The sequence below is a fragment of the Streptomyces sp. CB01635 genome, assembly GCF_002803065.1.
In the GTDB taxonomy this organism is placed as follows: domain Bacteria; phylum Actinomycetota; class Actinomycetes; order Streptomycetales; family Streptomycetaceae; genus Streptomyces.
In genome coordinates this window covers 125138-147723 of sequence record NZ_NNBL01000002.1, presented here as the reverse complement: position 1 = coordinate 147723, position 22586 = coordinate 125138, and the positions used below count along the sequence as shown (strand labels likewise).

Genomic DNA, 22586 nt, shown 5'->3' with positions numbered 1-22586 from the left:
AACAGCGGGCTGGTCGGCCTGGGCCGACACCAGGTGCAGCGGCTGCGTCAGGCGGCCTTGCGCGAGCGTGCCGGGGATCGGTGGGCTGAGAGCGACTACGTCTTCACGACACGCACCGGTCGGCCGATCGAGCCGCGGAATGTGTATCGCTCTTTCACCCGTGTCGCCGGGAACGCCGGACTGCGTGTGATCCGGCTGCATGACGCTCGGCACGGCACCGCGACACTGCTCACCGCTGCCGGCGTGGCCCCTCGTGTCGTGATGGAGATCCTTGGGCACAGTCAGATCGCGGTCACCATGAACGTCTACACACACGTCGTCCAGGACACGCAGCGCGAGGCTGTCAGCCACATGGATCGGCTGCTCAGGAGGCGGCTCGACCGTGAGTGATCATGGGCGTTGATGTCAGCTCTGGATGTCAAAGACCCCCGACCGTAAACGGCCGGGGGTCTTTTCCCAGGTGGGCGCGGACGGTTTCGAACCGCCGACATCTGCCTTGTAAGGGCAGCGCTCTACCACTGAGCTACGCGCCCGGGATGATTCGACAGCCTACCTTGCCCGTGGTGGTACCCCGCAAACCCGTATCGTCCGGCAAAGTCCCAGGGCCCAGAGCGAACTATCCGGCCCGTGTGTTCGTCATTAACCGGTGGGAGAATGACAGCGGGCAGGGCGGATGAGTGCACGGGCGAGGGCAGCACGGGAGAGGGTAGTGACGGCGACACCACCGATGCGGCCGTATGCGCCGTCCATGCGACCGCGCGCCGCGCTTCGCGATCTGCTCGGGCTCGTCCTGCTTCCGCTGCCTCTCGTCGCCGTAGCCGTCGCTGCGGCGCCGGCCGCGTTCGCCGGGGGCGGCACCCGGCGCTGGTTCGGGCGCGGGGAGGGCCAGCGGGCGGAGGCGCAGGCCGCCAAGGACGCCGCCGCGGCCGCGTTCTACGAACTCGACACCGCCCAGCGCGATCTGCGGATCTCCATCGAGACGATCACGGCAGTCGACGACTCGCCCGCCGCGCGCCGCACCGTCTCCGACTTCGAGGCCCTCGGCCGGCGCATCGACGAGGCCAGCCTGCAGTACATCACCGCGGTGGACGCGCACGACCTCGACCGGGACGACCTGGAGGCCTCGGTCGCCTCGCGGGCACGCGCCGAGCTGAGCCGGGCCAAGGACGAGCTGACCAAGGTGAAGCTGGACCTCGACCGGTTCTCGCAGGGCCTCGGGCCGCTGCTCGGGAAGGCCGAGACGCAGCTGGCGCGGCTGGCCCCCGCGGTCGAGCGGGCGCGGCAGGCGCTCCTCGCGGCGAGTAACTCACTGGACGCCGTGCGCGGCGCCGGGCTCAAGGCCGACGATCTCGCCGCCCGCCTCGCCGCCCTCGGCCCCGAGCTCACCCGGCTCAATCAGGGCGCGGGCCGGCACGGCGTGCCGGAGACCCTGGAGCGCGCCGAGCGGGTCGCGCGGGATGCTGAAGCCGTGCGGGCCGAGGCCCGGCGGCTGCCGGAGCGCGCCGCCGAGATCGACCGCCGCCTCGTCTCGCTGCGGACGCGCGCGCAGGCCCTGACCACGCGGGCCGGGCAGGTAGAGCCCGTCCTGAGCGAGCTGCGCAGACGGTTCTCGGCCCGGTGCTGGCAGGACCTCCAGCATGTGCCGGAGCGCGCCGCGGAGAACGTACGGCAGGCGGAGCGGAAGCTGGCCGAGGCGCGTACGGCGCGGGACGAGCAGCGCTGGCCGGACGCGACGTCGCTCCTGTCGACGGTGCGGGCCCTGCTGAACACGACGGACGAGGACGTGTCCGCCGCCTCCGACCGGCTGCACCGGCTGAACGCCGTGGCGAAGGACCCGCAGCAGGAGATCGACCGGACGCGGTTCGCCATCCGGGACGCGCAGCGGCTCGCCATGTCGGGGCGCAGCACGCCCGAGCCGCGGCACGCCCGCCCTCTCGACGACTCCGTGGCCCGCCTCGACCGCGCCGTCGCCGCTCTCGATGGCCGCCATCCCGACTACTGGCACTTCCTCACGGAGACGGAGGCCGTCCGGCAGACGGTCGCCCGCGTCGTCGCGCAGATCAGGGAGGACCGCGGCGCCCCCTCCTGAGCTGCCGCGCTCCTGCCCGGCCTCCGGGCCCCGTCCCTGTTGGCGCCCTCGGGGCTACGGGCGGATCCTTGAGGTACGTACGTGCAAGGGAGGCGATCATGGCCACGCATATATCCGAGAACCGCCCAGCCCCCCGCTTTCGGCACCAGCGCGTCATTCTCGACGATCACCTGCCCGTCGACCACAGCCTCAGCAAGGTCTACCGGATAGGCGCGGGCCTGATGGGACTCGTGCTGGTCGCCTTCGGCATCCTGGGCCTCATCGACCAGATCGGATTCTTCGACACCGGCGGTGACAAGATCGCCGGCCTGAACACCAACGGTGCCCTCAGCGTCCTGTCGATCCTTGTCGGCGCACTGCTGTTCGCCGGCATGGTCATCGGACGGAACGTCGCCTCGACGATCAACCTGACCGTCGGCATCCTGTTCATCCTCAGCGGCTTCGTGAACCTCGCCCTGCTACAGACCGACTACAACTTCCTCGCGTTCGAGATCCAGAACGTGCTGTTCAGCTTCGTGGTCGGCGTGATGTTGATGGCCTTCGGGATGTACGGGCGCGTGAGCGGAACACTGCCGCACGACAACCCGTACTGGCGCGCACGCCACCCGGAATCCGCCGCCCGCGAGGACCGCGCCCGCGCCGCCCGGCAGCCGCACCCCACCCCCGAGGTCGCCAAAGCCCCCGGGGTCACCGGCGCCACCGAGACCACCAAAATCACCGATGGTCCCGGGCCGCCGAGAATAATTGATAAATAACCAGCTCACGTGCGAGGCTGCCCCCATGATGCGCAAGGACAGGGGCAGCTCTCGTACGGAGAGCCCGCGCACGGACAGTGCGAGCCAGGACGGCACGCCAGGGGTCTCGTACACCGGGCGCGGCGTCCACCGGACCGTCGTGGAGGCGCTCGCCCGGCAGATCTTCGACGGGACGTACGCGGAGGGGGATCTCCTCGATCTGCCGGGCCTGATGGCAGAGCTGGACGTCAGTCAGACCGTGCTGCGCGAGGCGATCAAGGTGCTGACCACCAAGGGTCTCCTGGACGCCCGGCAGAAGCGGGGGACGTTCATACGCCCGCGCGACGACTGGAACCTTCTCGACAGCGACGTGCTGCGCTGGACGATCGACTCCGGCGCGCCCGGCGCCTTCTTCACCGATCTCCTCGAGCTGCGCCGCGCCGTCGAGCCCGCCGCGGCCGCGCTCGCCGCGCTGCACCGCACGGACGCGGATCTCGCCGCCCTCGACGCCGCACTCAGCGCGATGGCCGCCGCCGAGCAGGCACCCGTGACCGCCGATCCCGTCATGACCGACAGCGACCCCGTTCTCGCCGTGCGCGCCGACGCCTCCTTCCACACGGCGCTCCTCACCGCCTCCGGCAACCCCTTCTTCGCGCAGATGCGGCGCGTCATCATCCCGGCCCTGGTCGTACGGGACCGGCTCGTGCACGCCGGACGGCACGAACACCCGTTGCCCGCCCACGCCCTGGTCGCCGACCGCGTCCGCGCGCGGGACCAGGACGGCGCATTCGCGGCGATGCTCGACGTGATCGACCTGTCCCGGAGCGGCCATCCCTGACACCTCGCCGCCGCCCCACCCCCGTAACACCCCGAGAGGAACCCCTACGTGAAGATCGCCCGCATCGAGACCTTCCTCGCTCCGCCCCGCTGGATGTTCGTCCGCGTGGAGACCGACGAAGGGGTCGTCGGCTGGGGTGAGCCCGTCGTCGAAGGGCGTGCGGAGCCCGTGCGGGCAGCCGTCGAGGTGCTCGCCGAGTACCTGGTCGGCCAGGACCCGCTGCGTATCGAGGACCACTGGCAGGTCATGACGAAGGGCGGTTTCTACCGCGGCGGGCCGGTCCTGTCGTCCGCCGTCGCCGGGCTCGACCAGGCCCTGTGGGACATCAAGGGCAAGACGTACGGGCAGCCCGTGCACCAGTTGCTCGGCGGGCCGGTGCGTGAGCGGATCCGGGCGTACGCCTGGGTGGGCGGTGACGAGCCGAGCGAGGTCAGGGACGCGGTGAGCGCCCAGGTCGAGGCCGGGTTCACGGCGGTGAAGATGAACGCCGGCGGGCGCATGACGCCGCTCGCCACCCGCGAGGAGGTCCGCGCGTGCCTGCTGCGCGCGGAGACCGCCCGTGAGGTCCTGGGCGACGAACGGGATTTCGCGCTCGACTTCCACGGCCGCGTCTCCCCCGCGAACGCCCGCCGGCTGCTCCCCCTGCTCGCCGAGTACGCGCCCCTGTTCGTCGAGGAGCCCGTCCTCTCCGACCACATGCAGGCCGTCCCCGATCTGGTGAACGCCTCCAACATCCCGATCGCGCTCGGCGAACGGCTCTTCACCCGGCGGGAGTTCCTCGCCCCACTCCAGGCCGGCGTCGCCGTGGTGCAGCCAGACATCTCGCACGCGGGCGGCATCTCCGAGCTGCGCCGCATCGCCGCGCTCGCCGAGATGTACGGGGCCCACATCGCGCCGCACTGCCCGCTCGGGCCCGTGGCCCTCGCCGCGAGCCTCCAAGTCGCCTTCACCACACCGAACTTCCTCATCCAGGAGCAGTCGATCGGCATCCACTACAACAAGGACGCCGAGCTCCTCGACTACGTCTCCGACCGCGAGCCGTTCCGCTTCGTCGCGGGCTCGCTGCTGCGCACGGAACGGCCCGGCCTCGGCGTGGACGTCGACGAGGCGGCCGTACGCGCGGCCGACGCCAAGGGCCACGCCTGGCGCAACCCCGTGTGGCGGCACGAGGACGGCTCGTTCGCCGAGTGGTGACCCGTGAAACGCCCTACGAAACGCCCACCCATGAAAGGGAACCGAGGAGGAGCACCATGGACTTCACTACCGCACTGCGCGCCGAGCGCCTCGTGGCGATCGTCCGGGGAAGCGACGCCGACGCGTCGTTCCGTACGGTCATGGCCCTGGCCGAGGCCGGAATCCCGCTGGTGGAGGTGTCCCTCAGCGGCCGTGACGCCCTCGACGTGATCCGCAGGGCGCGGGCCGAGCTCGGCGACGACGTCTGGCTCGGTGCCGGCACGGTGCTGACCGCCGAGGACGCCCGCGAGGCGGCCGCCGCCGGGGCGAACCTCATTGTGACGCCCGGGCTGGGCGCCGGGGTCGACGAGTCGCTGCGGCAGGGCCTGCCCGTGCTCGCCGGGGTGCTCACGCCGACCGACGTCATCGCGGCCGAGGCGTCCAGGGCGACGGCCCTGAAGATCTTCCCGGCGTCGGCGACGGGCGGTCCGTCGTATCTGAAGGCGCTGCGGGGGCCGTTCCCCCGGACGCCGTTCGTGCCGGTGGGCGGGGTCGACGCGGCGGCGGCGACCGCCTATCTGGAGGCCGGCGCCATCGCGGTCGGGGTCGGCTCACCCCTCATCGGCGACGCGGCGGACGGCGGGGACCTGGGTCAACTGCGCAAGCGGGCGGCCGAGTTCAAGGCGGTGTGCGGGTGACGGCGTCGGGTTCGGCGAGCCCCGCTTCAGCCGGGGCCCCCGCCTCCCCCATCGACGTACTCACCTTCGGCGAGACCATGGTCGCGTTGCGCGGCCACGGTCCGTTCAAGCTGGGCGGCTCGATGGACCTGTCCGTCGCGGGCGCCGAGTCGAACGTCGCCATCGGTCTCACCCGGCTCGGCCACAGCGTCCGCTGGGCGGGCGCGGTCGGCGCCGACGAGGCGGGCGAACTGGTCCTGCGCACGCTGCGCGCCGAGGGCGTCGACACGTCCTGCGTCGCCCGTGACACCGGCGCCCCTACGGGCCTGATCCTGTTCGAGCCGCGGCTGCCCGAGGTGACGCGGGTGCAGTACTACCGTGCGGGCTCGGCGGGTTCACGGCTCGACGCCGACCGCGTCGAGCGGGCCTTCGCGGCCGGTCCGCCGCCCCGCGTCCTGCATCTGACGGGGATCACGCCCGCGCTCAGCACCTCCGCGCGCGACGCGTGCCGGCGCGCCCTGCGGCTCGCCCGCGAACACGGCGCTCCGGTCAGCCTGGACGCCAACTACCGCTCCCAGCTGTGGAGTTCGGGGACGGCTGCCGCGGAACTGCGCGACTGGATCCCGTACGTCGATGTCCTCATCGCCTCCGACGACGAGTTGCCGCTGTGCGCGCCGCCCGGGCCTGACCCGGTCAAGGCCCTCCTCGATCTGGGGGTGCGCGAGGTCGTCGTCAAGCTCGGCGCCGACGGGGCGATCGCCCACTCGGCCGACGGTGAGCTACGTGTCCCGGCACGGCCGGTGCGCGCCGTGGACGCGGTCGGGGCCGGTGACGCCTTCGTCGCCGGCTATCTCTCCGCGCTCCTCGACGGCGAGGACACCGCCGGGCGCCTCGACCGGGCGGTGACGACGGGCGCCTTCGCGGTCGCGCAGCCGGGCGACTGGGAGGGGGCACCCACACGGGCGGAACTCGGGCTGCTCGGGGCGGGCCGAGGCACGGTCGTACGCTGACGCCCGCGGGGCACGGCCAGCTAACCTGTGCCCATGCCACGCTACGAGTACCGCTGCCGGACCTGCGGCGACACGTTCGAACTGAGCCGTCCCATGGCCGAGTCCTCGGCCCCCGCGGACTGCCCCGCCGGCCACGACGACACGGTGAAGCTGCTGTCGACGGTCGCCGTCGGCGGCACGACATCGGCCGCCGCACCGGCCCGCCCCGCCGGCGGCGGGGGCGGAGGCGGGGGCTGCTGCGGTGGGGGTTGCTGCGGGTGAACGTACAGGTCCCTCAGGGGTACGTACGCGGCTGCCGGACCCTGTCGACCAGCTCCCGCAGGATCGTCTCGCCCGCCGCGACGCCCCGGTCCTCCAGGGCCGTGACGTGCGGCGCGGTCCAGCCCGCGTCCGCCAGCTCTCCGTGGCCGGGGCGCCAGGCGTGGTCGGCCGCGAGGAGCAGGTCCGCGTCGAGCAGGGAGTCGCCGGCCGCGAGCGTGAGGTCGGCGCCGGAGCGGCGGGCCACCTCGTGCATGGCCGCACTCTTGGTGAGCGGCTTCGGCACGGCGTAGATCTTTCGGCCCTGGAGGGAGACCGTCCAGCCGCGGCGCTCCGCCCAGACGGCGAGTTCCTTGACCCAGCCCTCCGGGAGCAGGGACCGATCGACCACGAGATACGCGAAGAGGTCCTCGGCGACGCGCTCCTTCAGGAGCCACGCCGGGTCGGCCGTCCGCACCAGATGCGCCCTCACCTCGTCGAGCGGCGCGCACTCCGCGGCCAGCCGCTCGTCGACAGCGGCCCGCCAGTCCGGGTCGGAAACGCCGTCCACCAGCAGGTGCCCGCCGTTGGCGCAGATCGCGAACTGCGAGACGGGGCCCGGGAGATGGATGCGTCCGTACTGCTCACGGGTGCGGGTCGTGGTCGGGACGAAGAGAGCGCTGCGGCCGAGTTCGCCGAGCAGCTCGGCCGCGTCCTCGGTGACGTAGGAGAGGGGCTTGCCCTCGTAGACCTCGACGCACAGCAGGCGCGGCGCTTGCGCGTCGGGCATGGTCAGGCCGAGGGCTGCGGCGGAGTAGATCAGGGTGCGGTCGAGGTCACTGGCGACCAGGGTGACGGGCGTGGCGCTCACTTCGCGGCCACCGCCTTGCCGTCCGCGCCGGTGGCGCCCCGCGTGTACTTCGGGTGGATCAACCCGACGCAGGTGTAAGGGAGTTCGGCGACCTCCTCGACCGGTACCCCGCGCTGCTCGGCGAGCAGGCGTACGTGGTCGAGGTCGGCGCCGGCGCCGGTTCGGGCGAGTATCTTCCACGGAACACGGCGCAGCAGCACGCGGGTCGTCTCGCCGACGCCGGGCTTCACCAGGTTCACGTCGTGGATCTCGTACTCCTCACTGATCCGCTCGACGGCCGCCCACCCCTCCCAGGTGGGTGCGCGGTCGGCGGAGAGCATCTCCTTGACCTGGGCGTCCACGGCGTCGGCGACCTCGTCGAAGCAGGCCTCGACGGTGTCGAGGAAGTGCGTCGAGACATCCGCCTCCGCGAGCTCTCGGTAGAACTTGCCGCCGTGGAAGTCGTTCGACCCGACGAGGTCGGCGCGCAGCACCGTACGCGATATCAGCCCGGATACCGTCGAGTTGAGGCACGCGGACGGGATGAGGAAGTCCTCGCGGGTGCCGTAGGTGCGCACGCAGGACCCGGGGTCGGCGAGCACCGCGATCTCCGGGTCGAACCCGGGGCCGCCCTCGTCTCGCTGATGGGTCTTGAGTGCTTCGGCCAGTTCGCGGGTGATCGCGCCCTTGCCGGTCCAGCCGTCGACGAAGACGACATCGGCCGGGTCGTGGTGGGCGGCGAGCCAGCGCAGCGCGTTCGCGTCGATGCCGCGGCCACGGACGATCGAAACGGCGTAGTGCGGCAGGTCGAGGCCGCGCCGCGCCTGCGCCCAGCGGCGCATCAGCACGCCGACGGGCGTCCCGGCGCGGGCGAGCGAGACGAGCACGGGACGCGGGGACCGTTCGGCGAGCACGGTCTCGGTCACGACGCCGACCGCCTGCGCGATCCGCGCGGCCGAGACCTCGAGGGCGGACTGGAACAGCGCCTGGTACTCGGCGCTCGGCTGGTACTCGACGGGCAGCGACTCGGCGTAGTGCGCGCCACCGCCCTGTATCGCCTCCTCGCGCTCCTCGGTCGGCGCCTCCAGCTCGACGTCCGAGAGGTCCTGGAGCAGCCAGCCGACCTCGTCCGGCGCGTACGAGGAGAAGGCGGGGCCGCGGAGGGGCTCGGGGAGCGTGGGGGACACGGGGGGCCTTTCGGGGGCAGTCCCCTGGGGGACGTAGGAAGGCACGACGGCGAGCAGCACGCGCGGGGTGTGCTCGGCGAGGCGCGCCAACAGGCCGTCTGAGGCATGCAGTTGGGGCGTGTCCGCGGTGGAGTCGACGACGGCGACGATCGCGTCGAAGTCACCGCCCGCGACGTTGTACGCGTAGCGCTCGCCCGGACCGTCGGCCGGGTCGTCGTGGGCGGGGAAGACGAGTCGCGTACGGATCGCGTAGCCGGGGTCGTCGACGGCGAGGACCGGCGAACGGGTCGTGGTGGAGTAGCGCACCTGCGCCTGCGTGCCCTTCTCGACCTCGCGGGCCAGGGCGAGCGGCGCGTACATCAGCTCCTCGAAACCGAGGACGAGTACGCGGCGGGCGTCCCCCAGGGGCGCGCTCAGGCGGGCGGCCATCGCGGGGAGCGCCGCGTCGAGCGCCGCACGGTGCTCCGGCGTGAAGCCGTGCCGGCCTCCGTCGGGCACGGACGCGGGCCACCGAAGGTCCACGCGGGTCACGCTGCCCGGCTCGCTGCCCGGCTCTGTGGGCGGCTCGCCGCCCGGCCCTGTGCGCTCCGTCGGGGTCTCGGCGAGGGACTCGTGGTGGGCTACGAGCGCCTGCCCCTTGGCGAGGACGCCGTCGGGGAGCTTGACGGTGCCGGACGCCGACGCGACCAGGTCGACACGGGCGCCGATCTCACGGGCGAAGTCGGCCAGGCGGCCCCGGTCGTCGGGCGAACGCATGTCGACGAGGGCGACGATGACGTAGTGCCCGCGCGGGTAGCGCTCGTGCAGGGCGCGGATCGTGTTGAGGACCGTATTACCCGTGGAGAACTCGTCGTCGACGAGGACGAGCGCCCCGTCGCCCGCGAGGAGCCGGGGGTCCTCCGGCAGCAGCAGATGGGAGGTGGCGTGCGAGTGGGACTCCTCGAAGCCGCCCGCGCGCGCCACTCCGTCGACGGGGCGCCGCGTCGAGTGCAGATAGGGCGCGAGGGCCAGGCCGTCGGCGACGGAGTGCCCGAGGCCCGTCGCCGTCTCGGCGTATCCGAGCACGACCGCCTGCCGCGCCGCGTCGTCGCCGAGCAGCTCGCGCACCCGCAGACCGAGGTCGTACCCGGCGCGCCAGACCACGGCCGGCGACTGGGGCACGTGCTTGCCGAGGACGTTCGACACGAGCAGATGGGCCCGCTTGGGATTGCGGCGCAGGGCAAGGCCCAGCAGCCCGGATATCTCCTCGTCACCGACGAGCTCGACCCCGAGCCGCTGTGCGACCCATGTCCCCGACCAGACCACTTCGCCCCTTTTCATTGCTTTCATCATGACTCGCGCGCTCGTCACGCGGGCAGGCCGGCGTTGAGCAGCTCCACGAAGCCGACGTCCTCACGGGCGACGCCGAAGGCCTCCGCCCGCTGGAGGGTCCGCTCGGCCCAGGCACGGTGCGGCTTCACTTCATTCATCTTGTTCGTGTACGCGGACCTGAGGACGCCACCACCGCCGCGCTCGGGCCGCAGGATGTCCTGGGCGTCGCCGTACTCCTCGTGACTGACCACGGACAGCGCGTGCACGGGCATCACGTGCGAGGGGTGGATGCAGGTCTTGCCGAGCAGGCCGTTGGCCCGGTCCAGCTCGATCTCGCGCAGCAGGCCGTCCATGTCGTGCTCGATGAGGGCCTGGCGCAGCTCGACGGCCCGGCTCTCCAGGAAGGGGCTGCGGCGCAGCTGCGGCTTGAACATCCGCTCCTGGTGACGGAAGTACTCCCAGACGGGCCCGGTCACGGTGAAGCCGGTGCCGTCGGCCCGGCCGAGCAGATTGACCACGTCCCCGATCACGGAGGCCACGATCTGGACGTCGTACGCGGTCATGTCCGGCGGCCTGCGCAGCCCGTACGCGGAGCAGAAGTCGGTCACGCCGAGGCGCAGGGCCAGGACGCGGTCGCGGTACTTGTCGACGGTGCGGGCGATCCCGGTGAGGGTGTCGCCCCGCGTCTCCAGGTGCAGGAGCTCGGGCGACTCCAGGACGGGCATCGCGAAGAGGCGCCGCCCGGTGGCCGCCTCGGCGGCGGAGAGCGCCTCCAGGAACGGCACGCCCCGCTCCTCGGTGAATTTCGGCAGTACGAATCCGGACAGCAGCCGCACGGCCGGGCCGAGACGGCGGACGAGGTCGGTGATCTGTCCGGCGGCGCGGACGCGGACGAACAGCAGCGGAGGCTGCGCGTCCGGCCGGGCCGCGAGGTCGGTGAACTGCGCGACCAGGTTCTCCTCGGCGTCCGCAACCTCGGCGTCGTCGATCGAGTCCTCCAGGCACAGCACCATCGAGACGACACCCCGGCCCGCCTGCTTGAGGACGTCGTCGGCGAGGCGCGGCCGCGTGGCCGGGCTGTAGAGCGTGGCCCCGAGGGCCGCCGCGAGCATGCGGGGCGGCGAGTCCGCGGTGAAGTCACCGGGCTCCCGGTGGAACAGGCGCTGCCGCACCTCAGGGGCGATATGCCCGAAATGACGCATGAGACTCCCCCGTCGTGCCGCTCGGGCCCGAATTTAAGTGGCCGGTAATAGTACGTAGGGATCCATGTCAAGGGTTCCCATCGGGCATGAAATTCAGGTAACCCACCCATGTCGAGTATGTCGCTCGGTCTCACAGTCTCGGGCCCCCGCGTTGTCCTGGCCAGGACAGGGAAGGCAGGATGACCGCATGACGCACGCGATGCTGAAGGGGTCGAACGTCCCGCTCGAGGCCACGGCGGTCCGCGCCGTGCTGCGCTGGGCCATCGGCCAGGGCGTGCCCGACGTCGACGCCTCGGCGCTGCTCCTCGGCCCCGACGGTCGCGTACGGTCCGACGAGGACTTCGTCTTCTACAACCAGCCCCGGCACCCCTCGGGCAAGGTCTGGCGGCTCGGCAAGAAGCGCGTCGCCGACGGACTCACCGACACGATCCAGTCGGACCTGGCGGGCCTCGGCCCCGAGGTCGGCCGCGTCCTCCTCGTCGCCTCGGCGGACGACGTCCCCTTCGACCATGTACCCGCCCTGCGGATCCTGATCTACGACGCCGCGGCCGCCGAGGGCGAGCCCCTCGCCCGCTTCGACGTGAAGCCGGAGACGGGCGCCGAGACGGCGCTGATCTGCGGCGAGCTGTACCGGCGCGGTGAGGGCTGGAAGTTCCGGGCCCTGGGCGAGGGCTACTCGAACGGCCTGGTCGGCCTGGCGACCGATTTCGGCATCTCGGTGGACGAGTCGGAGCCGGCGCCGGATCTTCAGGCATCGTCGCCTCCGGGCCCGATGCCGGCCGCCGAGCCGTCGTTCCCGCCTCCGGCCCCCGACACCTCGTTCATGGGGTCGGGGTCGGATTGGGGATCAGGTTCGGGTTCGGGTTCGGGTTCGGGCTACGGGTACCCGCAGGCGCCCACGCAGCAGCCCATCGCCGCGTCGCTCCCTCAGCCCGCGCCCCAGCCCGTCTCCCAGCCCTCGTACGGGTATCCGCCCGCGGCGCCCACGCAGCCCGCGCCGCTGGTCATGCCGGTGCCGACGACGCAGCCCGCGTACGGCTATCCGCAGCCGGTGCAGCCGCTGCCCGACCCGAACTTCGCCCTGCCGCCGCAGGGCCCGCAGTTCATCTCACGCTGAGCCCGCGACCGGCCCCGGGCGGCTCGGGGCCGGATCGGGCGACGGAACTGGGACCCGGCGTCTGATCCGCCGGAGACGCCCTAGCGCTCCCCGACCTTGGACTTGTACCCCCGGCCCCACTGAAGGCCCCACCCGTACAGCCGGTCCAGCTCGGCCTGGAACCCGTACACGAACTTCACCTCGCGTCGCACGATCAGCTCACCCTTGACGTTCTCGATCGTGACGACGGCGCAGGAGCGGGCCTGCGGGGCGCGCTCGTCGAGGCTGATCTCGACACGCGGGCCGTTGCTCGGGTAGAGCGTGACGTGGGCGTGCGTACGGTCGAACGCCGGTGTCTGGTCGTAGATGTAGACGAAGACAAGCAGTCGCTTGATGGACTCGCGATGGTCGAGATTGACGTAGATCGTCTCACCCGACGCCGAGCCGAAGCGGTCGTCCCCGCTGAGCTTCACGTACGGCGGCGCGTTGAGCGCGCCGAAGAAGCTGCCGAGCGGCTGGACCACGCCCTTCTCCCCGTCGGTCAGCTCATACAGACAGCCGAGGTCGAGGTCCACATTGACCATGCTCTGCGTATGGGCCTGCACCACATCGGGCTTGAACAGCTTGAAGGGGTGCCGCAGCAGGCTCTCGCGCTCCGGGCCGCCGATGTCCGACGTCCGCATCCGCCAGGACAGGTTGATACGCAGATTCCCGGTCGCCGCCCCCTGTTTGGTGAGCGAGACGACCGGGTGCCGCTTGGTGAGTTCGATGGAGTTCGACGCGGCGCTGCCCGACTCGAAATCCGCCGCACGCCCCCGCCACAGTCCGTCCCAGAAGGACATTTCGCCCCCAAGTGCCCATGTTTCATGGTCCAGTTACGCCGACGGGGCGGCCGGTGAGGAGTTCTCCTCGCGGACCGCCCCGCTCACAGCGTTCCAGGATCAGTGCCCGGACGAAACCTCAGCCTTCTCGCCCGAGGCCGCCGCTTTTCCCTCGGCGGCCGCGATTCGCGAGTTGCGGCGCACCGACGACCAGAACGACCAGGCGATCAGGACGACGCCGATCAGGCCCGTGATGACCTCGTTGATCTCGTACTGGATCGTGACCAGGAGGATCACGGCAAGGGCGCCGATCGCGTAGTGCGCGCCGTGCTCCAGGTACACGTAGTCGTCCAGGGTGCCCTGGCGGACCAGGTAGACCGTGAGCGAACGGACGTACATGGCACCGATGCCGAGGCCGAGCGCCATCAGCACGATGTCGTTGGTGATGGCGAAGGCGCCGATGACGCCGTCGAAGGAGAACGACGCGTCCAGGACCTCGAGGTAGAGGAACATGAAGAACGCGGCCTTGCCCGCCATCGCTATGGCCGGCGCGGCCTTGCCGCTCTTCCTGGCCTCTTCCTCGACCTCGTGCTCGCGCTCCTCTTCCTCCTCCAGGCGGTTCTCGAAGTACCCGGAGAGACCGCCCACGATGAGATAGGTGATCAGACCGGCGACGCCGGCGATGAGCACTGTCTCGGCCTTGTCCACATGGGCGCCACCGTGCTGGTGGGCGTGCGTGGCCACGGTGAACGAGGAGATCAGGAGCACGATCATCGCGATGCAGACCGACAGCATGTCGACCTTGCCGAGCTTGGCGAGCGGACGCTCGATCCAGCGCAGCCACTGGACGTCCCGCTCCTCGAAGATGAAGTCGAGGAAGATCATCAACAGGAACATGCCACCGAACGCGGCGATCGACGGGTGCGCGTCGGTCACCAGCTGCTGGTACTTGTCCTTGTCATTGAGCGCGAGCTTGACCGCCTCGATGGGGCCGAGCTTGGCGCTGACCGCAACGATCACGACGGGGAAGACCAGTCGCATACCGAAGACGGCGATCAGCACACCGACCGTCAGGAAGATCTTCTGCCAGAAGGCATTCATCTTCTTCAGGATTCCGGCATTGATCACCGCGTTGTCGAAGGACAGCGAGATCTCGAGGACAGCAAGGATCGCGACGACCCCGAATGCTGTCCATCCGTCGTAGAACACAGCCGCGACCAGGCCGAGCGCAGTAATTGCGAACGACCAGCCGAAGGTTTTCAAAACCACTGGCTACCCCATCAGGTGTGTACGGGTCTCCCCCGCGCCGGTATGACGGGGCTCCCCCGCTCCGCGCACGGCTTTACGAAACATTGACCCCGAAGTCTAGAGCGATGCCGCGAAGGCCCGACGCGTACCCCTGTCCTACGGCGCGGAACTTCCATTCGCCGCCGTACCGGTACACCTCGCCGAAGATCATCGCGGTCTCCGTGGACGCGTCCTCGCTCAGGTCGTAGCGGGCGAGTTCCTGGCCGTCCGCCTGATTGACCACGCGGATGAACGCGTTGCTGACCTGGCCGAACGTCTGCCCTCGGTTGTCCGCGTCATGGATCGAGACCGGGAAGACGATCTTGTCGCAGAATGCCGGCACCTTGGACAGGTCGATCAGGATCGACTCGTCGTCACCCTCGCCCTCACCGGTGAGGTTGTCGCCGGTGTGCTCGACAGAGCCGTCCGGGCTGGTGAGCTGGTTGTAGAAGATGAACCACTCGTCGCCGAGCACCCGGCCGTCCTTGCACAGCAGCGCGCTGGCGTCGAGGTCGAAGTCGGCTCCGGTGGTGGAACGCGCGTCCCAGCCGAGTCCGATCAGTACCTGTGTGAGGTTCGGTGCGGCCTTGGAGAGGGAGACATTGCCCCCCTTGGCGAGCGTGACACCCATGATCGTGATCCTCCCCGGTGTGATGTCGCTTGAGTTGTCCAGCGCGTCCGGCGCCGCACTCGCGTGCGACGCCGGACGGTCATACGGTCGTGCTCGGCTCAGACGTTGACGCCGAAGTCCTGCGCGATGCCGCGCAGGCCCGAGGCGTAACCCTGGCCGATGGCGCGGAACTTCCACTCCGCGCCGTTCCTGTACAGCTCGCCGAAGACCATGGCGGTCTCCGTCGAGGCGTCCTCGGAGAGGTCGTAACGGGCGATCTCCGCCCCGCCCGCCTGGTTCACGACGCGGATGAACGCGTTGCGCACCTGGCCGAACGACTGCTGGCGGTTCTCGGCGTCGTAGATCGAGACCGGGAACACGATCTTGTCCACATCGGCCGGGACGCCGGCGAGGTTGACCTTGAGCTGCTCGTCGTCACCCTCGCCTTCACCCGTGGTGTTGTCGCCGGTGTGCTCGACCGAGCCGTCCGGGCTCTTCAGGTTGTTGAAGAACACGAAGTTGGCGTCACTGCTGACCTTGCCCTCCGTGTTCGTCAGGATGGCGCTGGCGTCAAGGTCGAAGTCCGTGCCCGTGGTGGTACGAACGTCCCACCCGAGGCCGATGATGACCGCGGTCAGGCCAGGTGCCTCCTTGGTCAGCGATACGTTGCCGCCCTTGCTGAGGCTGACTCCCACGAGTCCTCCCATTGGTGTCGGGGGCGGGGAGCCCCGTCGTGCATTGGTATCGGATCAACGTCTGGATCCTAGTGACCGGTTCCCGGCAGCCACAGGCTCCGCACCCGAAGAATCCCAGGGTGTCATCCCCGGGACATCCCCGAGAGATGCGCGGAGCACGCCCTTGTGACCGCTGAGGGGTCAGAGGGTGTCGATCGCCTTGACGTATTCGTTGAGGTCACGGGCGTCCGGCAGGCCGTTGACGACGGTCCAGCGGACCACGCCCTCCTTGTCGATGATGAAGGTGCCGCGCACCGCGCAGCCCTTCTCCTCGTCGAAGACGCCGTACGCGCGCGAGGCCTCGCCGTGTGGCCAGAAGTCCGACAGGAGCGGGTACTCGAGGCCCTCCTGCTCGGCGAAGACGCGCAGGCTGAACGGCGAGTCGTTGGACACGGCGAGCAGCTGGACGTCGTCGTTGACGAACTTCGGCAGCTCGTCGCGCAGGGCGCACAGCTCGCCGGTGCAGACGCCGGTGAAGGCGAACGGGTAGAAGAGCAGCACCACGTTCTTCTCACCCCGGAAGTCCGAGAGCCGCACGGTCTCGCCGTGCTGCGTCTTGAGCTCGAAATCCGGAGCCTTCGTGCCGACCTCGATCGTCATGGTCAAGCTTTCCTTCCGTGGAGCCGTTCGGGTGAGGCCCAGCCTAGGCGCCGAAGGCGGTCTCCCCTCGTGGGGGCCTCGCGTGCGGCCCGGGCAAAGCGTGCGGCCCCCGTCGACGCGTCATGGCGTCGGCGGGGGCCGCACGGAGTGTCTGCTGGGGTCTTTCGTCGGCTAGCGCTTCTTGGCGGCCGCCTTCGGCGTGACGAGGCGGCTGCCCGCCCAGTCCTTGCCCGCGTTGATGCTCTTGGTCTGCGAGAGACCCGCGGTCTGCGCGGCTTCGTTGATGTCGCTCGGCTCGACATAGCCGTCGCGGCCGGTCTTCGGGGTCAGCAGCCAGACAGGGGCACCGTCGTCGACCAGCTGGCTGGCGTCTACCAACGCGTCCGTCAGATCGCCGTCGTCCTCGCGGAACCACAGCACCACCGCGTCAGCGACGTCGTCGTAGTCCTCGTCGACGAGCTCGCTGCCGATGACTTCCTCAATGGACTCGCGGAGCTCCTGGTCGACGTCGTCGTCGAAGCCGATCTCCTGGACCACCTGCTCGGGCTGGAAACCCAGCCTCGCGGCAGGGTTGGTCCGCTCCTCCGCGTGGTCCGCGGTCGCGCTCACGGATTGCCTCCTGATCATGTTTACGAAGTTGTCTGCGGCTTCGCGCGTGCGCGAAGCGTTGGCCGTAGTCCACACGGGCGGGGCGGATCGCGCAAGTACCCGGCCCCCGAGACCGCCGAAACGGTGACGTTCCAGGCGGTGTCACCGCATCTTCAGTCAAGGATCCCCGCAGGCCGGTGATGTATGCCACACCGATCTGCCGGATTTGCCCACCCTGTGGATGACCGTCGTCCACCTCGGCCGAACGGCCTCACGAAACTGGTGAACCACATGAGCGTATCGTTCAGATTTGGCCGCACCCGTCCAGGGAACCCCGGGGAATCACTCCGATTACCTCGCGGTAGAGATGACGATTGCGTTCCCGAGGTACACGATGGGGAGCGGCGCAGCCCCATTGCACCCCAATTGCACATCTCGACCGACAGTGAAGGAACAGCGTGGTTTCCGGATCCGATCGCAATCCGATCATCATTGGCGGCCTCCCCAGCCAGGTCCCGGACTTCGATCCCGAAGAGACCCAGGAATGGCTCGACTCCCTCGATGCCGCCGTCGACGAGCGCGGGCGCGAGCGGGCCCGCTTCCTGATGCTCCGGCTGATCGAGCGCGCCCGCGAGAAGCGCGTGGCCGTGCCCGAGATGCGCAGCACGGACTACATCAACACGATCGCGACCAAGGACGAGCCCTTCTTCCCCGGCAACGAGGAGATCGAGCGCAAGGTCCTCAACGCGACCCGCTGGAACGCCGCGGTGATGGTCTCCCGCGCCCAACGCCCCGGCATCGGGGTCGGCGGCCACATCGCCACCTTCGCCTCCTCCGCCTCGCTCTACGACGTGGGCTTCAACCACTTCTTCCGCGGCAAGGACGACGGCACGGGCGGCGACCAGATCTTCTTCCAGGGCCATGCGTCGCCGGGCATCTACGCCCGCGCTTATCTCCTGGACCGCCTCACCGACGGCCAGCTCGACTCGTTCCGCCAGGAGAAGTCGAAGGCTCCGTACGGCCTGTCGTCGTACCCGCACCCCCGACTGATGCCGGACTTCTGGGAGTTCCCCACCGTCTCCATGGGCCTCGGCCCGCTGGGCGCGATCTTCCAGGCCCGGATGAACCGCTACATGCAGGCCCGCGACATCGCCGACACCTCCGCGTCGCACGTCTGGGCGTTCCTCGGCGACGGCGAGATGGACGAGCCGGAGTCGCTCGGCCAGCTGTCGATCGCGGCCCGCGAGGGCCTCGACAACCTGACCTTCGTGGTGAACTGCAACCTGCAGCGCCTCGACGGCCCGGTCCGCGGCAACGGCAAGATCATCCAGGAACTCGAGTCGCAGTTCCGCGGCGCAGGCTGGAACGTCATCAAGCTGGTCTGGGACCGCAGTTGGGACCCGCTGCTCGCGCAGGACCGCGACGGCGTCCTGGTGAACAAGCTGAACACCACGCCCGACGGCCAGTTCCAGACGTATGCCACCGAGCCCGGCTCGTACATTCGCGATCACTTCTTCGGTGGCGACCACCGGCTGCGCGCGATGGTCGAGAACATGACCGACGACCAGATCCTGCACCTGGGGCGCGGCGGGCACGACCACAAGAAGATCTTCGCGGCCTTCAAAGCGGCCAAGGAGCACAAGGGCCAGCCGACGGTCATCCTGGCGCAGACGGTCAAGGGCTGGACCCTCGGCCCCAACTTCGAGGGCCGCAACGCGACCCACCAGATGAAGAAGCTGACGGTCGACGACCTCAAGGGCTTCCGCGACCGTCTGCACTTGCCGATCACCGACAAGCAGCTCGAGGACGGCGCCCCGCCGTACTACCACCCGGGCCGCGACTCGGAGGAGATCCAGTACATGCACGACCGCCGGCACGCGCTCGGCGGCTATGTGCCGACCCGCGTCGTGCGGTCCAAGCCGCTTCCACTCCCCGACGACAAGACGTACGCAAGCGTGAAGAAGGGCTCCGGCCAGCAGTCGATCGCCACCACCATGGCGTTCGTCCGGCTGCTCAAGGACCTCATGCGGGACAAGGAGATCGGTCGGCGCTTCGTCCTGATCGCGCCGGACGAGTACCGCACGTTCGGCATGGACTCGTTCTTCCCGAGCGCGAAGATCTACAACCCGCTCGGCCAGCAGTACGAGTCCGTGGACCGCGATCTGCTGCTCGCGTACAAGGAGTCGCCGACGGGTCAGATGCTGCACGACGGCATCTCCGAGGCGGGCTGCACGGCCTCGCTGATCGCCGCGGGATCGGCGTACGCGACGCACGGCGAGCCGTTGATCCCGGTCTACGTCTTCTACTCGATGTTCGGTTTCCAGCGCACCGGCGACCAGTTCTGGCAGATGGCCGACCAGCTGGCACGCGGTTTCGTGCTGGGGGCGACCGCAGGCCGGACGACCCTGACTGGTGAGGGTCTGCAGCACGCCGACGGTCACTCGCAGCTGCTCGCCTCGACCAACCCGGCCTGCGTCGCCTACGACCCGGCCTTCGGCTTCGAGATCGCGCACATCGTGCAGGACGGTCTGCGACGCATGTACGGCGCCACCGCCGAGCACCCGCACGGCGAGGACATCTTCTACTACCTCACTGTCTACAACGAGCCGCTGCAGCACCCGGCCGAGCCCGCCGATGTCGACGTGGAGGGCATCCTCAAGGGCATCCATCGCTTCAGCCCGGGCACTTCGGGCACCACCCCGGCGCAGATCCTCGCCTCGGGTGTCGCGGTGCCGTGGGCTCTGGAGGCACAGCAGATCCTCGCCGCCGAGTGGAACGTCAGGGCGGACGTCTGGTCGGCTACCTCCTGGAACGAACTGCGCCGCGAGGCCGTCGAGGTGGAGCGGCACAACCTGCTGCACCCCGACGAGGAGCAGCGCGTCCCCTATGTCACGCGGAAGCTGTCCGGCTCGGAGGGTCCGTTCGTCGCGGTCTCCGACTGGATGCGGTCCGTGCCCGACCAGATCTCCCGCTGGGTGCCGGGCACGTACCAGTCGCTCGGCGCGGACGGCTTCGGCTTCGCGGACACGCGCGGCGCGGCCCGTCGTTTCTTCCACATCGACGCCCAGTCGATCGTGGTGGGCGTACTCACGGAGCTGGCCCGCGACGGCAAGATCGACCGCTCTGTCCTGAAGCAGGCGATCGACCGCTACCAGCTCCTCGACGTCTCGGCGGCCGACCCCGGCCCGGCGGGCGGCGACGCGTAGGGGCCTGGTCCCGACTGTCGTAGAGGTTCGAGGTGCGGTGCGGCCACGGGGGCCGCACCGCACCTCGCCTTCTTTCATCTCAGCGCTCCCAGACCTTGAACGCCCGTACCCGGTAAGGAGATTGGGGCGCCCATGTGCCACTGCCGGGATAGGTCTGGAACTCCCCCGTCTCGGCGCACTCGGCGGACTGGTAGGCCGTGACCGGCCGTCCGGTGCGATTGGCGAGAGCCTGCGCGCTGCCCCCCTCCGGCAGCGCGACGCAGCTCTCGATGTCGATCCCGGACAGCTCGTACGTCTGCCGGTGTCCCTTGAACGCCGGCTTCTCCCACAGGCACAGCTCCCCCGCCGCGCAGTCCCCCGATGTCGGGGGAGCGGCGGCCCCGGCATGGACCGGTGTCAGCAGGACGGCCGCCAGAGCGGCCGCGGCCGTCATCGGTAACGTCGTACCCATCGCGGCGCGCATCCTCGTACCCATATCGTTCAACCCCCGTGTCGTGCTGGTCACTTGTCTGCACTCTGGACCGGTGGGCAATCAGACGGGAAGAGCTGACGAATCAGATCACTCGGATAAGCGAAATGCCCCCAGGATTTCCCTGAGGGCATTTCGGGGTGGGTGCGGGGGCACTTCGGGGGTGGTCTGCGGGTTTCCCCCGAGGGGGCCCGATGAGCGCATCCCCTGAGAGGCGCTAGATGTGTGCGGCCCCCGCGCCCGCCTCAGCGTTCGTTCCCCGCTTGGTCAGGAACGCGACGAAGATCGCCACGACGGCGACGCCCGCGGCGACCAGGCAGGCCAGGCTCATGCCGGAGATGAAGGTGTCGTGCGCGACCGAGGTGATCTTCTCGGCAAGCTCGGCCGGTGTGCCCTTCGGGACCGGGCCCACACCGACCTGGACCGCCTCGGACGCCTGGTCCAGCTGGGCGGGCGTGAGCGGCGGAAGCTTGGCGTCGGTCCAGTTGCCCGCGAGGTCGTTGTCCACCTTCGAGGCCATCACGGCGCCGAGCACGGCGGTGCCGAGGCTTCCTCCGATCTGCATGGCGGCCTGCTGGAGGCCGCCCGCGACGCCGGAGAGCTCCATCGGGGCGTTGCCCACGATGACCTCGGTGGCGCCCACCATGACGGGAGCGAGGCCCAGGCCGAGGAGGGCGAACCACAGCGACATGGCGCCGCTGCCCGTGCCCGACTCCAGCGTGGACATGCCGTACATGGCGACGGCGGTGAGCAGCATGCCGCCCGCGAGCGGGATGCGCGGACCCACCTTCGTGATCATCGCGCCCGCCAGCGGCGAGCCCACGATCATCATTCCGGTCAGCGGCAGGAGGTGCAGACCGGAGTCGACGGGGCTCATGCCGTGCACGTTCTGCAAGTAGAAGGTGACGAAGAAGAGGCCGCCCATGAAGGCGATGGCCATGAGCACCATCAGGACCACGCCGGCAGACAGCGGCACCGAGCGGAACAGGGCCAGCGGGATCAGCGGCTCCTTGACGCGCGTCTCCCAGATCGCGAAGAGCGCGAAGCACAGCACGGAGGCCGCCAGGAACGTCCAGGTCAGGCCGTCGCCCCAGCCCCACGCCGGGGCCTTGATGAGCGCCCAGACCAGGCTGAACATCGCGGCGGAGAGCAGCACGATGCCGAGGACGTCGAAGGATCGCGGCGCGTTCTCTGCGCGGTGGTCCTTGAGGATCAGGAGCCCGAGGACTAGGGCGATGACGCCGACGGGGACGTTGATGAAGAAGACGGACTGCCAGCTGACGTGCTGGACGAGCAGCCCACCGAGGATCGGGCCGCCCGCGGTCGACGCGCCGATCACCATGCCCCAGATGCCGATCGCCATGTTCAGCTTCTCGGCGGGGAACGTGGCCCGCAGGAGGCCGAGCGCGGCCGGCATGAGGAGCGCGCCGAACAGGCCCTGGAGCACCCGGAAGGTGACCACCAGGGCGATGCTGTCCGACAGGCCGATGGCCCCCGAGGCTGCGGCGAACCCGATCACGCCGATGAGGAAGGTCTGCCGGTGACCGAACCGGTCGCCGAGCTTGCCCGCGGTGATCAGCGTGACCGCGAGGGCGAGGAAGTAGCCGTTGGTGATCCATTGGACGTCGGCGAAGCTGGCGCCGAGGTCCTTCTGGATGGCCGGGTTGGCGATGGCCACGATGGTGCCGTCGAGAGCGACCATCATCACGCCGATCGCGACGGAGAACAGCGTCAGCCAGGGGTGGCCGCGAAGCCCCTTGGCCGGGGCCGGAACGGACACGGGCTCCGGAGCCTTGTCCGCCTTGTCGACGGTGGTCTGACTAGTCATGCGTTCGAGGCTAATGACAGTGACTGACAGTTGACAAAC

The 22586-nt window shown here is 69.9% G+C and carries 20 protein-coding genes, 1 tRNA gene and 1 pseudogene; 10 read left to right on the top strand and 12 right to left on the bottom strand.

The features are described from left to right. Positions 1 to 39 precede the first annotated feature (39 nt). A pseudogene (locus CG723_RS49115) lies at positions 40 to 390 on the top strand (tyrosine-type recombinase/integrase); the annotation flags it as partial. A gap of 71 nt (positions 391 to 461) precedes the next feature. On the opposite strand, the gene CG723_RS04695 reads toward CG723_RS49115, so the two are convergent. Further along, positions 462 to 533: transfer RNA gene (locus CG723_RS04695), tRNA-Val, on the bottom strand. 215 nt (positions 534 to 748) lie between these two features. Between CG723_RS04695 and CG723_RS04690 the strand changes: the two genes are divergently transcribed. The 7 genes from CG723_RS04690 (at position 749) to CG723_RS04660 (ending at position 6782) form a co-directional block, all read left to right on the top strand. Beyond that, positions 749 to 2089 carry a hypothetical protein gene (locus CG723_RS04690; protein ID WP_234374147.1) on the top strand — a complete coding sequence of 447 codons (1341 nt, stop codon included), beginning with the start codon at positions 749 to 751 and terminating at the stop codon, positions 2087 to 2089. 98 nt (positions 2090 to 2187) lie between these two features. Next, positions 2188 to 2844, top strand: coding sequence for a DUF4383 domain-containing protein (locus tag CG723_RS04685; RefSeq protein ID WP_100591950.1), 657 nt, complete (start codon positions 2188 to 2190; stop codon positions 2842 to 2844). Positions 2845 to 2869: 25 nt separating this feature from the next. Further along, positions 2870 to 3661, top strand: coding sequence for a FadR/GntR family transcriptional regulator (locus CG723_RS04680; RefSeq protein ID WP_234374146.1), 792 nt, complete (start codon positions 2870 to 2872; stop codon positions 3659 to 3661). Between the two features lie 48 nt (positions 3662 to 3709). Continuing rightward, positions 3710 to 4855: a galactonate dehydratase gene (gene dgoD, locus CG723_RS04675; RefSeq protein WP_100591949.1), complete on the top strand. Its 1146-nt coding sequence runs from the start codon at positions 3710 to 3712 to the stop codon at positions 4853 to 4855. A 56-nt stretch (positions 4856 to 4911) separates the two neighbouring features. Next, a complete protein-coding gene (locus CG723_RS04670) occupies positions 4912 to 5532 on the top strand; it encodes a bifunctional 4-hydroxy-2-oxoglutarate aldolase/2-dehydro-3-deoxy-phosphogluconate aldolase (RefSeq protein ID WP_100591948.1) in 621 nt (206 codons plus the stop codon). Continuing rightward, positions 5529 to 6521 (top strand): sugar kinase, encoded by a 993-nt coding sequence (locus tag CG723_RS04665; RefSeq protein WP_267893683.1) that lies wholly within the window; start codon positions 5529 to 5531, stop codon positions 6519 to 6521. Before CG723_RS04670 ends, CG723_RS04665 begins: the two co-directional genes overlap by 4 nt. Positions 6522 to 6554: 33 nt before the next feature. Then, entirely contained in the window at positions 6555 to 6782 is a 228-nt protein-coding gene (locus CG723_RS04660; protein ID WP_100591947.1) for an FmdB family zinc ribbon protein, read from the top strand. A gap of 13 nt (positions 6783 to 6795) precedes the next feature. Here the strand turns inward: CG723_RS04660 and CG723_RS04655 are convergent, their stop codons facing one another. The 3 genes from CG723_RS04655 to CG723_RS04645 are packed head-to-tail and all read right to left on the bottom strand — an operon-like array spanning position 6796 to position 11308. Then, positions 6796 to 7629 (bottom strand): HAD family hydrolase, encoded by an 834-nt coding sequence (locus tag CG723_RS04655; RefSeq protein WP_100591946.1) that lies wholly within the window; start codon positions 7627 to 7629, stop codon positions 6796 to 6798. Further along, positions 7626 to 10115 carry a phosphoribosyltransferase gene (locus CG723_RS04650; RefSeq protein ID WP_234374145.1) on the bottom strand — a complete coding sequence of 830 codons (2490 nt, stop codon included), beginning with the start codon at positions 10113 to 10115 and terminating at the stop codon, positions 7626 to 7628. Before CG723_RS04650 ends, CG723_RS04655 begins: the two co-directional genes overlap by 4 nt. 26 nt (positions 10116 to 10141) lie before the next feature. Next, positions 10142 to 11308 carry an HpcH/HpaI aldolase/citrate lyase family protein gene (locus tag CG723_RS04645; RefSeq protein ID WP_100591944.1) on the bottom strand — a complete coding sequence of 389 codons (1167 nt, stop codon included), beginning with the start codon at positions 11306 to 11308 and terminating at the stop codon, positions 10142 to 10144. 187 nt (positions 11309 to 11495) lie between these two features. Between CG723_RS04645 and CG723_RS04640 the strand changes: the two genes are divergently transcribed. Beyond that, positions 11496 to 12425, top strand: a complete 930-nt coding sequence (locus tag CG723_RS04640) for a TerD family protein (protein WP_100591943.1) — start codon at positions 11496 to 11498, stop codon at positions 12423 to 12425. A gap of 80 nt (positions 12426 to 12505) precedes the next feature. On the opposite strand, the gene CG723_RS04635 is transcribed toward CG723_RS04640, so the two are convergent. The 6 genes from CG723_RS04635 to CG723_RS04610 form a co-directional block, all read right to left on the bottom strand. Further along, on the bottom strand, positions 12506 to 13246 hold the full coding sequence (locus tag CG723_RS04635) for a TerD family protein (RefSeq protein WP_100591942.1): 741 nt from the start codon (positions 13244 to 13246) through the stop codon (positions 12506 to 12508). Positions 13247 to 13345: 99 nt separating this feature from the next. Next, entirely contained in the window at positions 13346 to 14494 is a 1149-nt protein-coding gene (locus CG723_RS04630; protein WP_100591941.1) for a DUF475 domain-containing protein, read from the bottom strand. 73 nt (positions 14495 to 14567) lie between these two features. After that, the gene (locus CG723_RS04625) at positions 14568 to 15143 is read right to left on the bottom strand and encodes a TerD family protein (protein WP_100591940.1); all 576 of its coding nucleotides are present in this window, start codon (positions 15141 to 15143) and stop codon (positions 14568 to 14570) included. A gap of 98 nt (positions 15144 to 15241) precedes the next feature. Continuing rightward, positions 15242 to 15817, bottom strand: a complete 576-nt coding sequence (locus CG723_RS04620) for a TerD family protein (RefSeq protein WP_100591939.1) — start codon at positions 15815 to 15817, stop codon at positions 15242 to 15244. A gap of 180 nt (positions 15818 to 15997) precedes the next feature. Then, on the bottom strand, positions 15998 to 16456 hold the full coding sequence (locus CG723_RS04615) for a peroxiredoxin (RefSeq protein ID WP_100591938.1): 459 nt from the start codon (positions 16454 to 16456) through the stop codon (positions 15998 to 16000). A gap of 171 nt (positions 16457 to 16627) precedes the next feature. After that, entirely contained in the window at positions 16628 to 17065 is a 438-nt protein-coding gene (locus tag CG723_RS04610) for a DUF3052 domain-containing protein (RefSeq protein WP_100591937.1), read from the bottom strand. Positions 17066 to 17502: 437 nt separating this feature from the next. On the opposite strand from CG723_RS04610, the gene aceE reads away from it, so the two are divergent. Beyond that, positions 17503 to 20250: a pyruvate dehydrogenase (acetyl-transferring), homodimeric type gene (gene aceE / locus CG723_RS04600; protein WP_100591936.1), complete on the top strand. Its 2748-nt coding sequence runs from the start codon at positions 17503 to 17505 to the stop codon at positions 20248 to 20250. Between the two features lie 79 nt (positions 20251 to 20329). On the opposite strand, the gene CG723_RS04595 is transcribed toward aceE, so the two are convergent. Together CG723_RS04595 and CG723_RS04590 are read right to left on the bottom strand one after the other, a co-directional pair. After that, entirely contained in the window at positions 20330 to 20701 is a 372-nt protein-coding gene (locus tag CG723_RS04595) for a peptidase inhibitor family I36 protein (RefSeq protein ID WP_100592554.1), read from the bottom strand. A gap of 235 nt (positions 20702 to 20936) precedes the next feature. Next, positions 20937 to 22547, bottom strand: coding sequence for a DHA2 family efflux MFS transporter permease subunit (locus CG723_RS04590; RefSeq protein ID WP_100591935.1), 1611 nt, complete (start codon positions 22545 to 22547; stop codon positions 20937 to 20939). Positions 22548 to 22586: the final 39 nt, after the last annotated feature.

What these genes read in the sequence shown, in the direction of transcription:
- CG723_RS04690 (WP_234374147.1), top strand. Translation starts at nt 749, where the DNA reads ATGCGACCGCGCGCCGCGCTTCGCGATCTGCTCGGGCTCGTCCTGCTT.
- CG723_RS04685 (WP_100591950.1), top strand. Translation starts at nt 2,188, where the DNA reads ATGGCCACGCATATATCCGAGAACCGCCCAGCCCCCCGCTTTCGGCAC.
- CG723_RS04680 (WP_234374146.1), top strand. Translation starts at nt 2,870, where the DNA reads ATGATGCGCAAGGACAGGGGCAGCTCTCGTACGGAGAGCCCGCGCACG.
- CG723_RS04670 (WP_100591948.1), top strand. Translation starts at nt 4,912, where the DNA reads ATGGACTTCACTACCGCACTGCGCGCCGAGCGCCTCGTGGCGATCGTC.
- CG723_RS04660 (WP_100591947.1), top strand. Translation starts at nt 6,555, where the DNA reads ATGCCACGCTACGAGTACCGCTGCCGGACCTGCGGCGACACGTTCGAA.
- CG723_RS04650 (WP_234374145.1), bottom strand. Translation starts at nt 10,115, where the DNA reads ATGAAAAGGGGCGAAGTGGTCTGGTCGGGGACATGGGTCGCACAGCGG.
- CG723_RS04645 (WP_100591944.1), bottom strand. Translation starts at nt 11,308, where the DNA reads ATGCGTCATTTCGGGCATATCGCCCCTGAGGTGCGGCAGCGCCTGTTC.
- CG723_RS04640 (WP_100591943.1), top strand. Translation starts at nt 11,496, where the DNA reads ATGACGCACGCGATGCTGAAGGGGTCGAACGTCCCGCTCGAGGCCACG.
- CG723_RS04635 (WP_100591942.1), bottom strand. Translation starts at nt 13,246, where the DNA reads ATGTCCTTCTGGGACGGACTGTGGCGGGGGCGTGCGGCGGATTTCGAG.
- CG723_RS04625 (WP_100591940.1), bottom strand. Translation starts at nt 15,143, where the DNA reads ATGGGTGTCACGCTCGCCAAGGGGGGCAATGTCTCCCTCTCCAAGGCC.
- CG723_RS04615 (WP_100591938.1), bottom strand. Translation starts at nt 16,456, where the DNA reads ATGACGATCGAGGTCGGCACGAAGGCTCCGGATTTCGAGCTCAAGACG.
- CG723_RS04595 (WP_100592554.1), bottom strand. Translation starts at nt 20,701, where the DNA reads ATGGGTACGACGTTACCGATGACGGCCGCGGCCGCTCTGGCGGCCGTC.
- CG723_RS04590 (WP_100591935.1), bottom strand. Translation starts at nt 22,547, where the DNA reads ATGACTAGTCAGACCACCGTCGACAAGGCGGACAAGGCTCCGGAGCCC.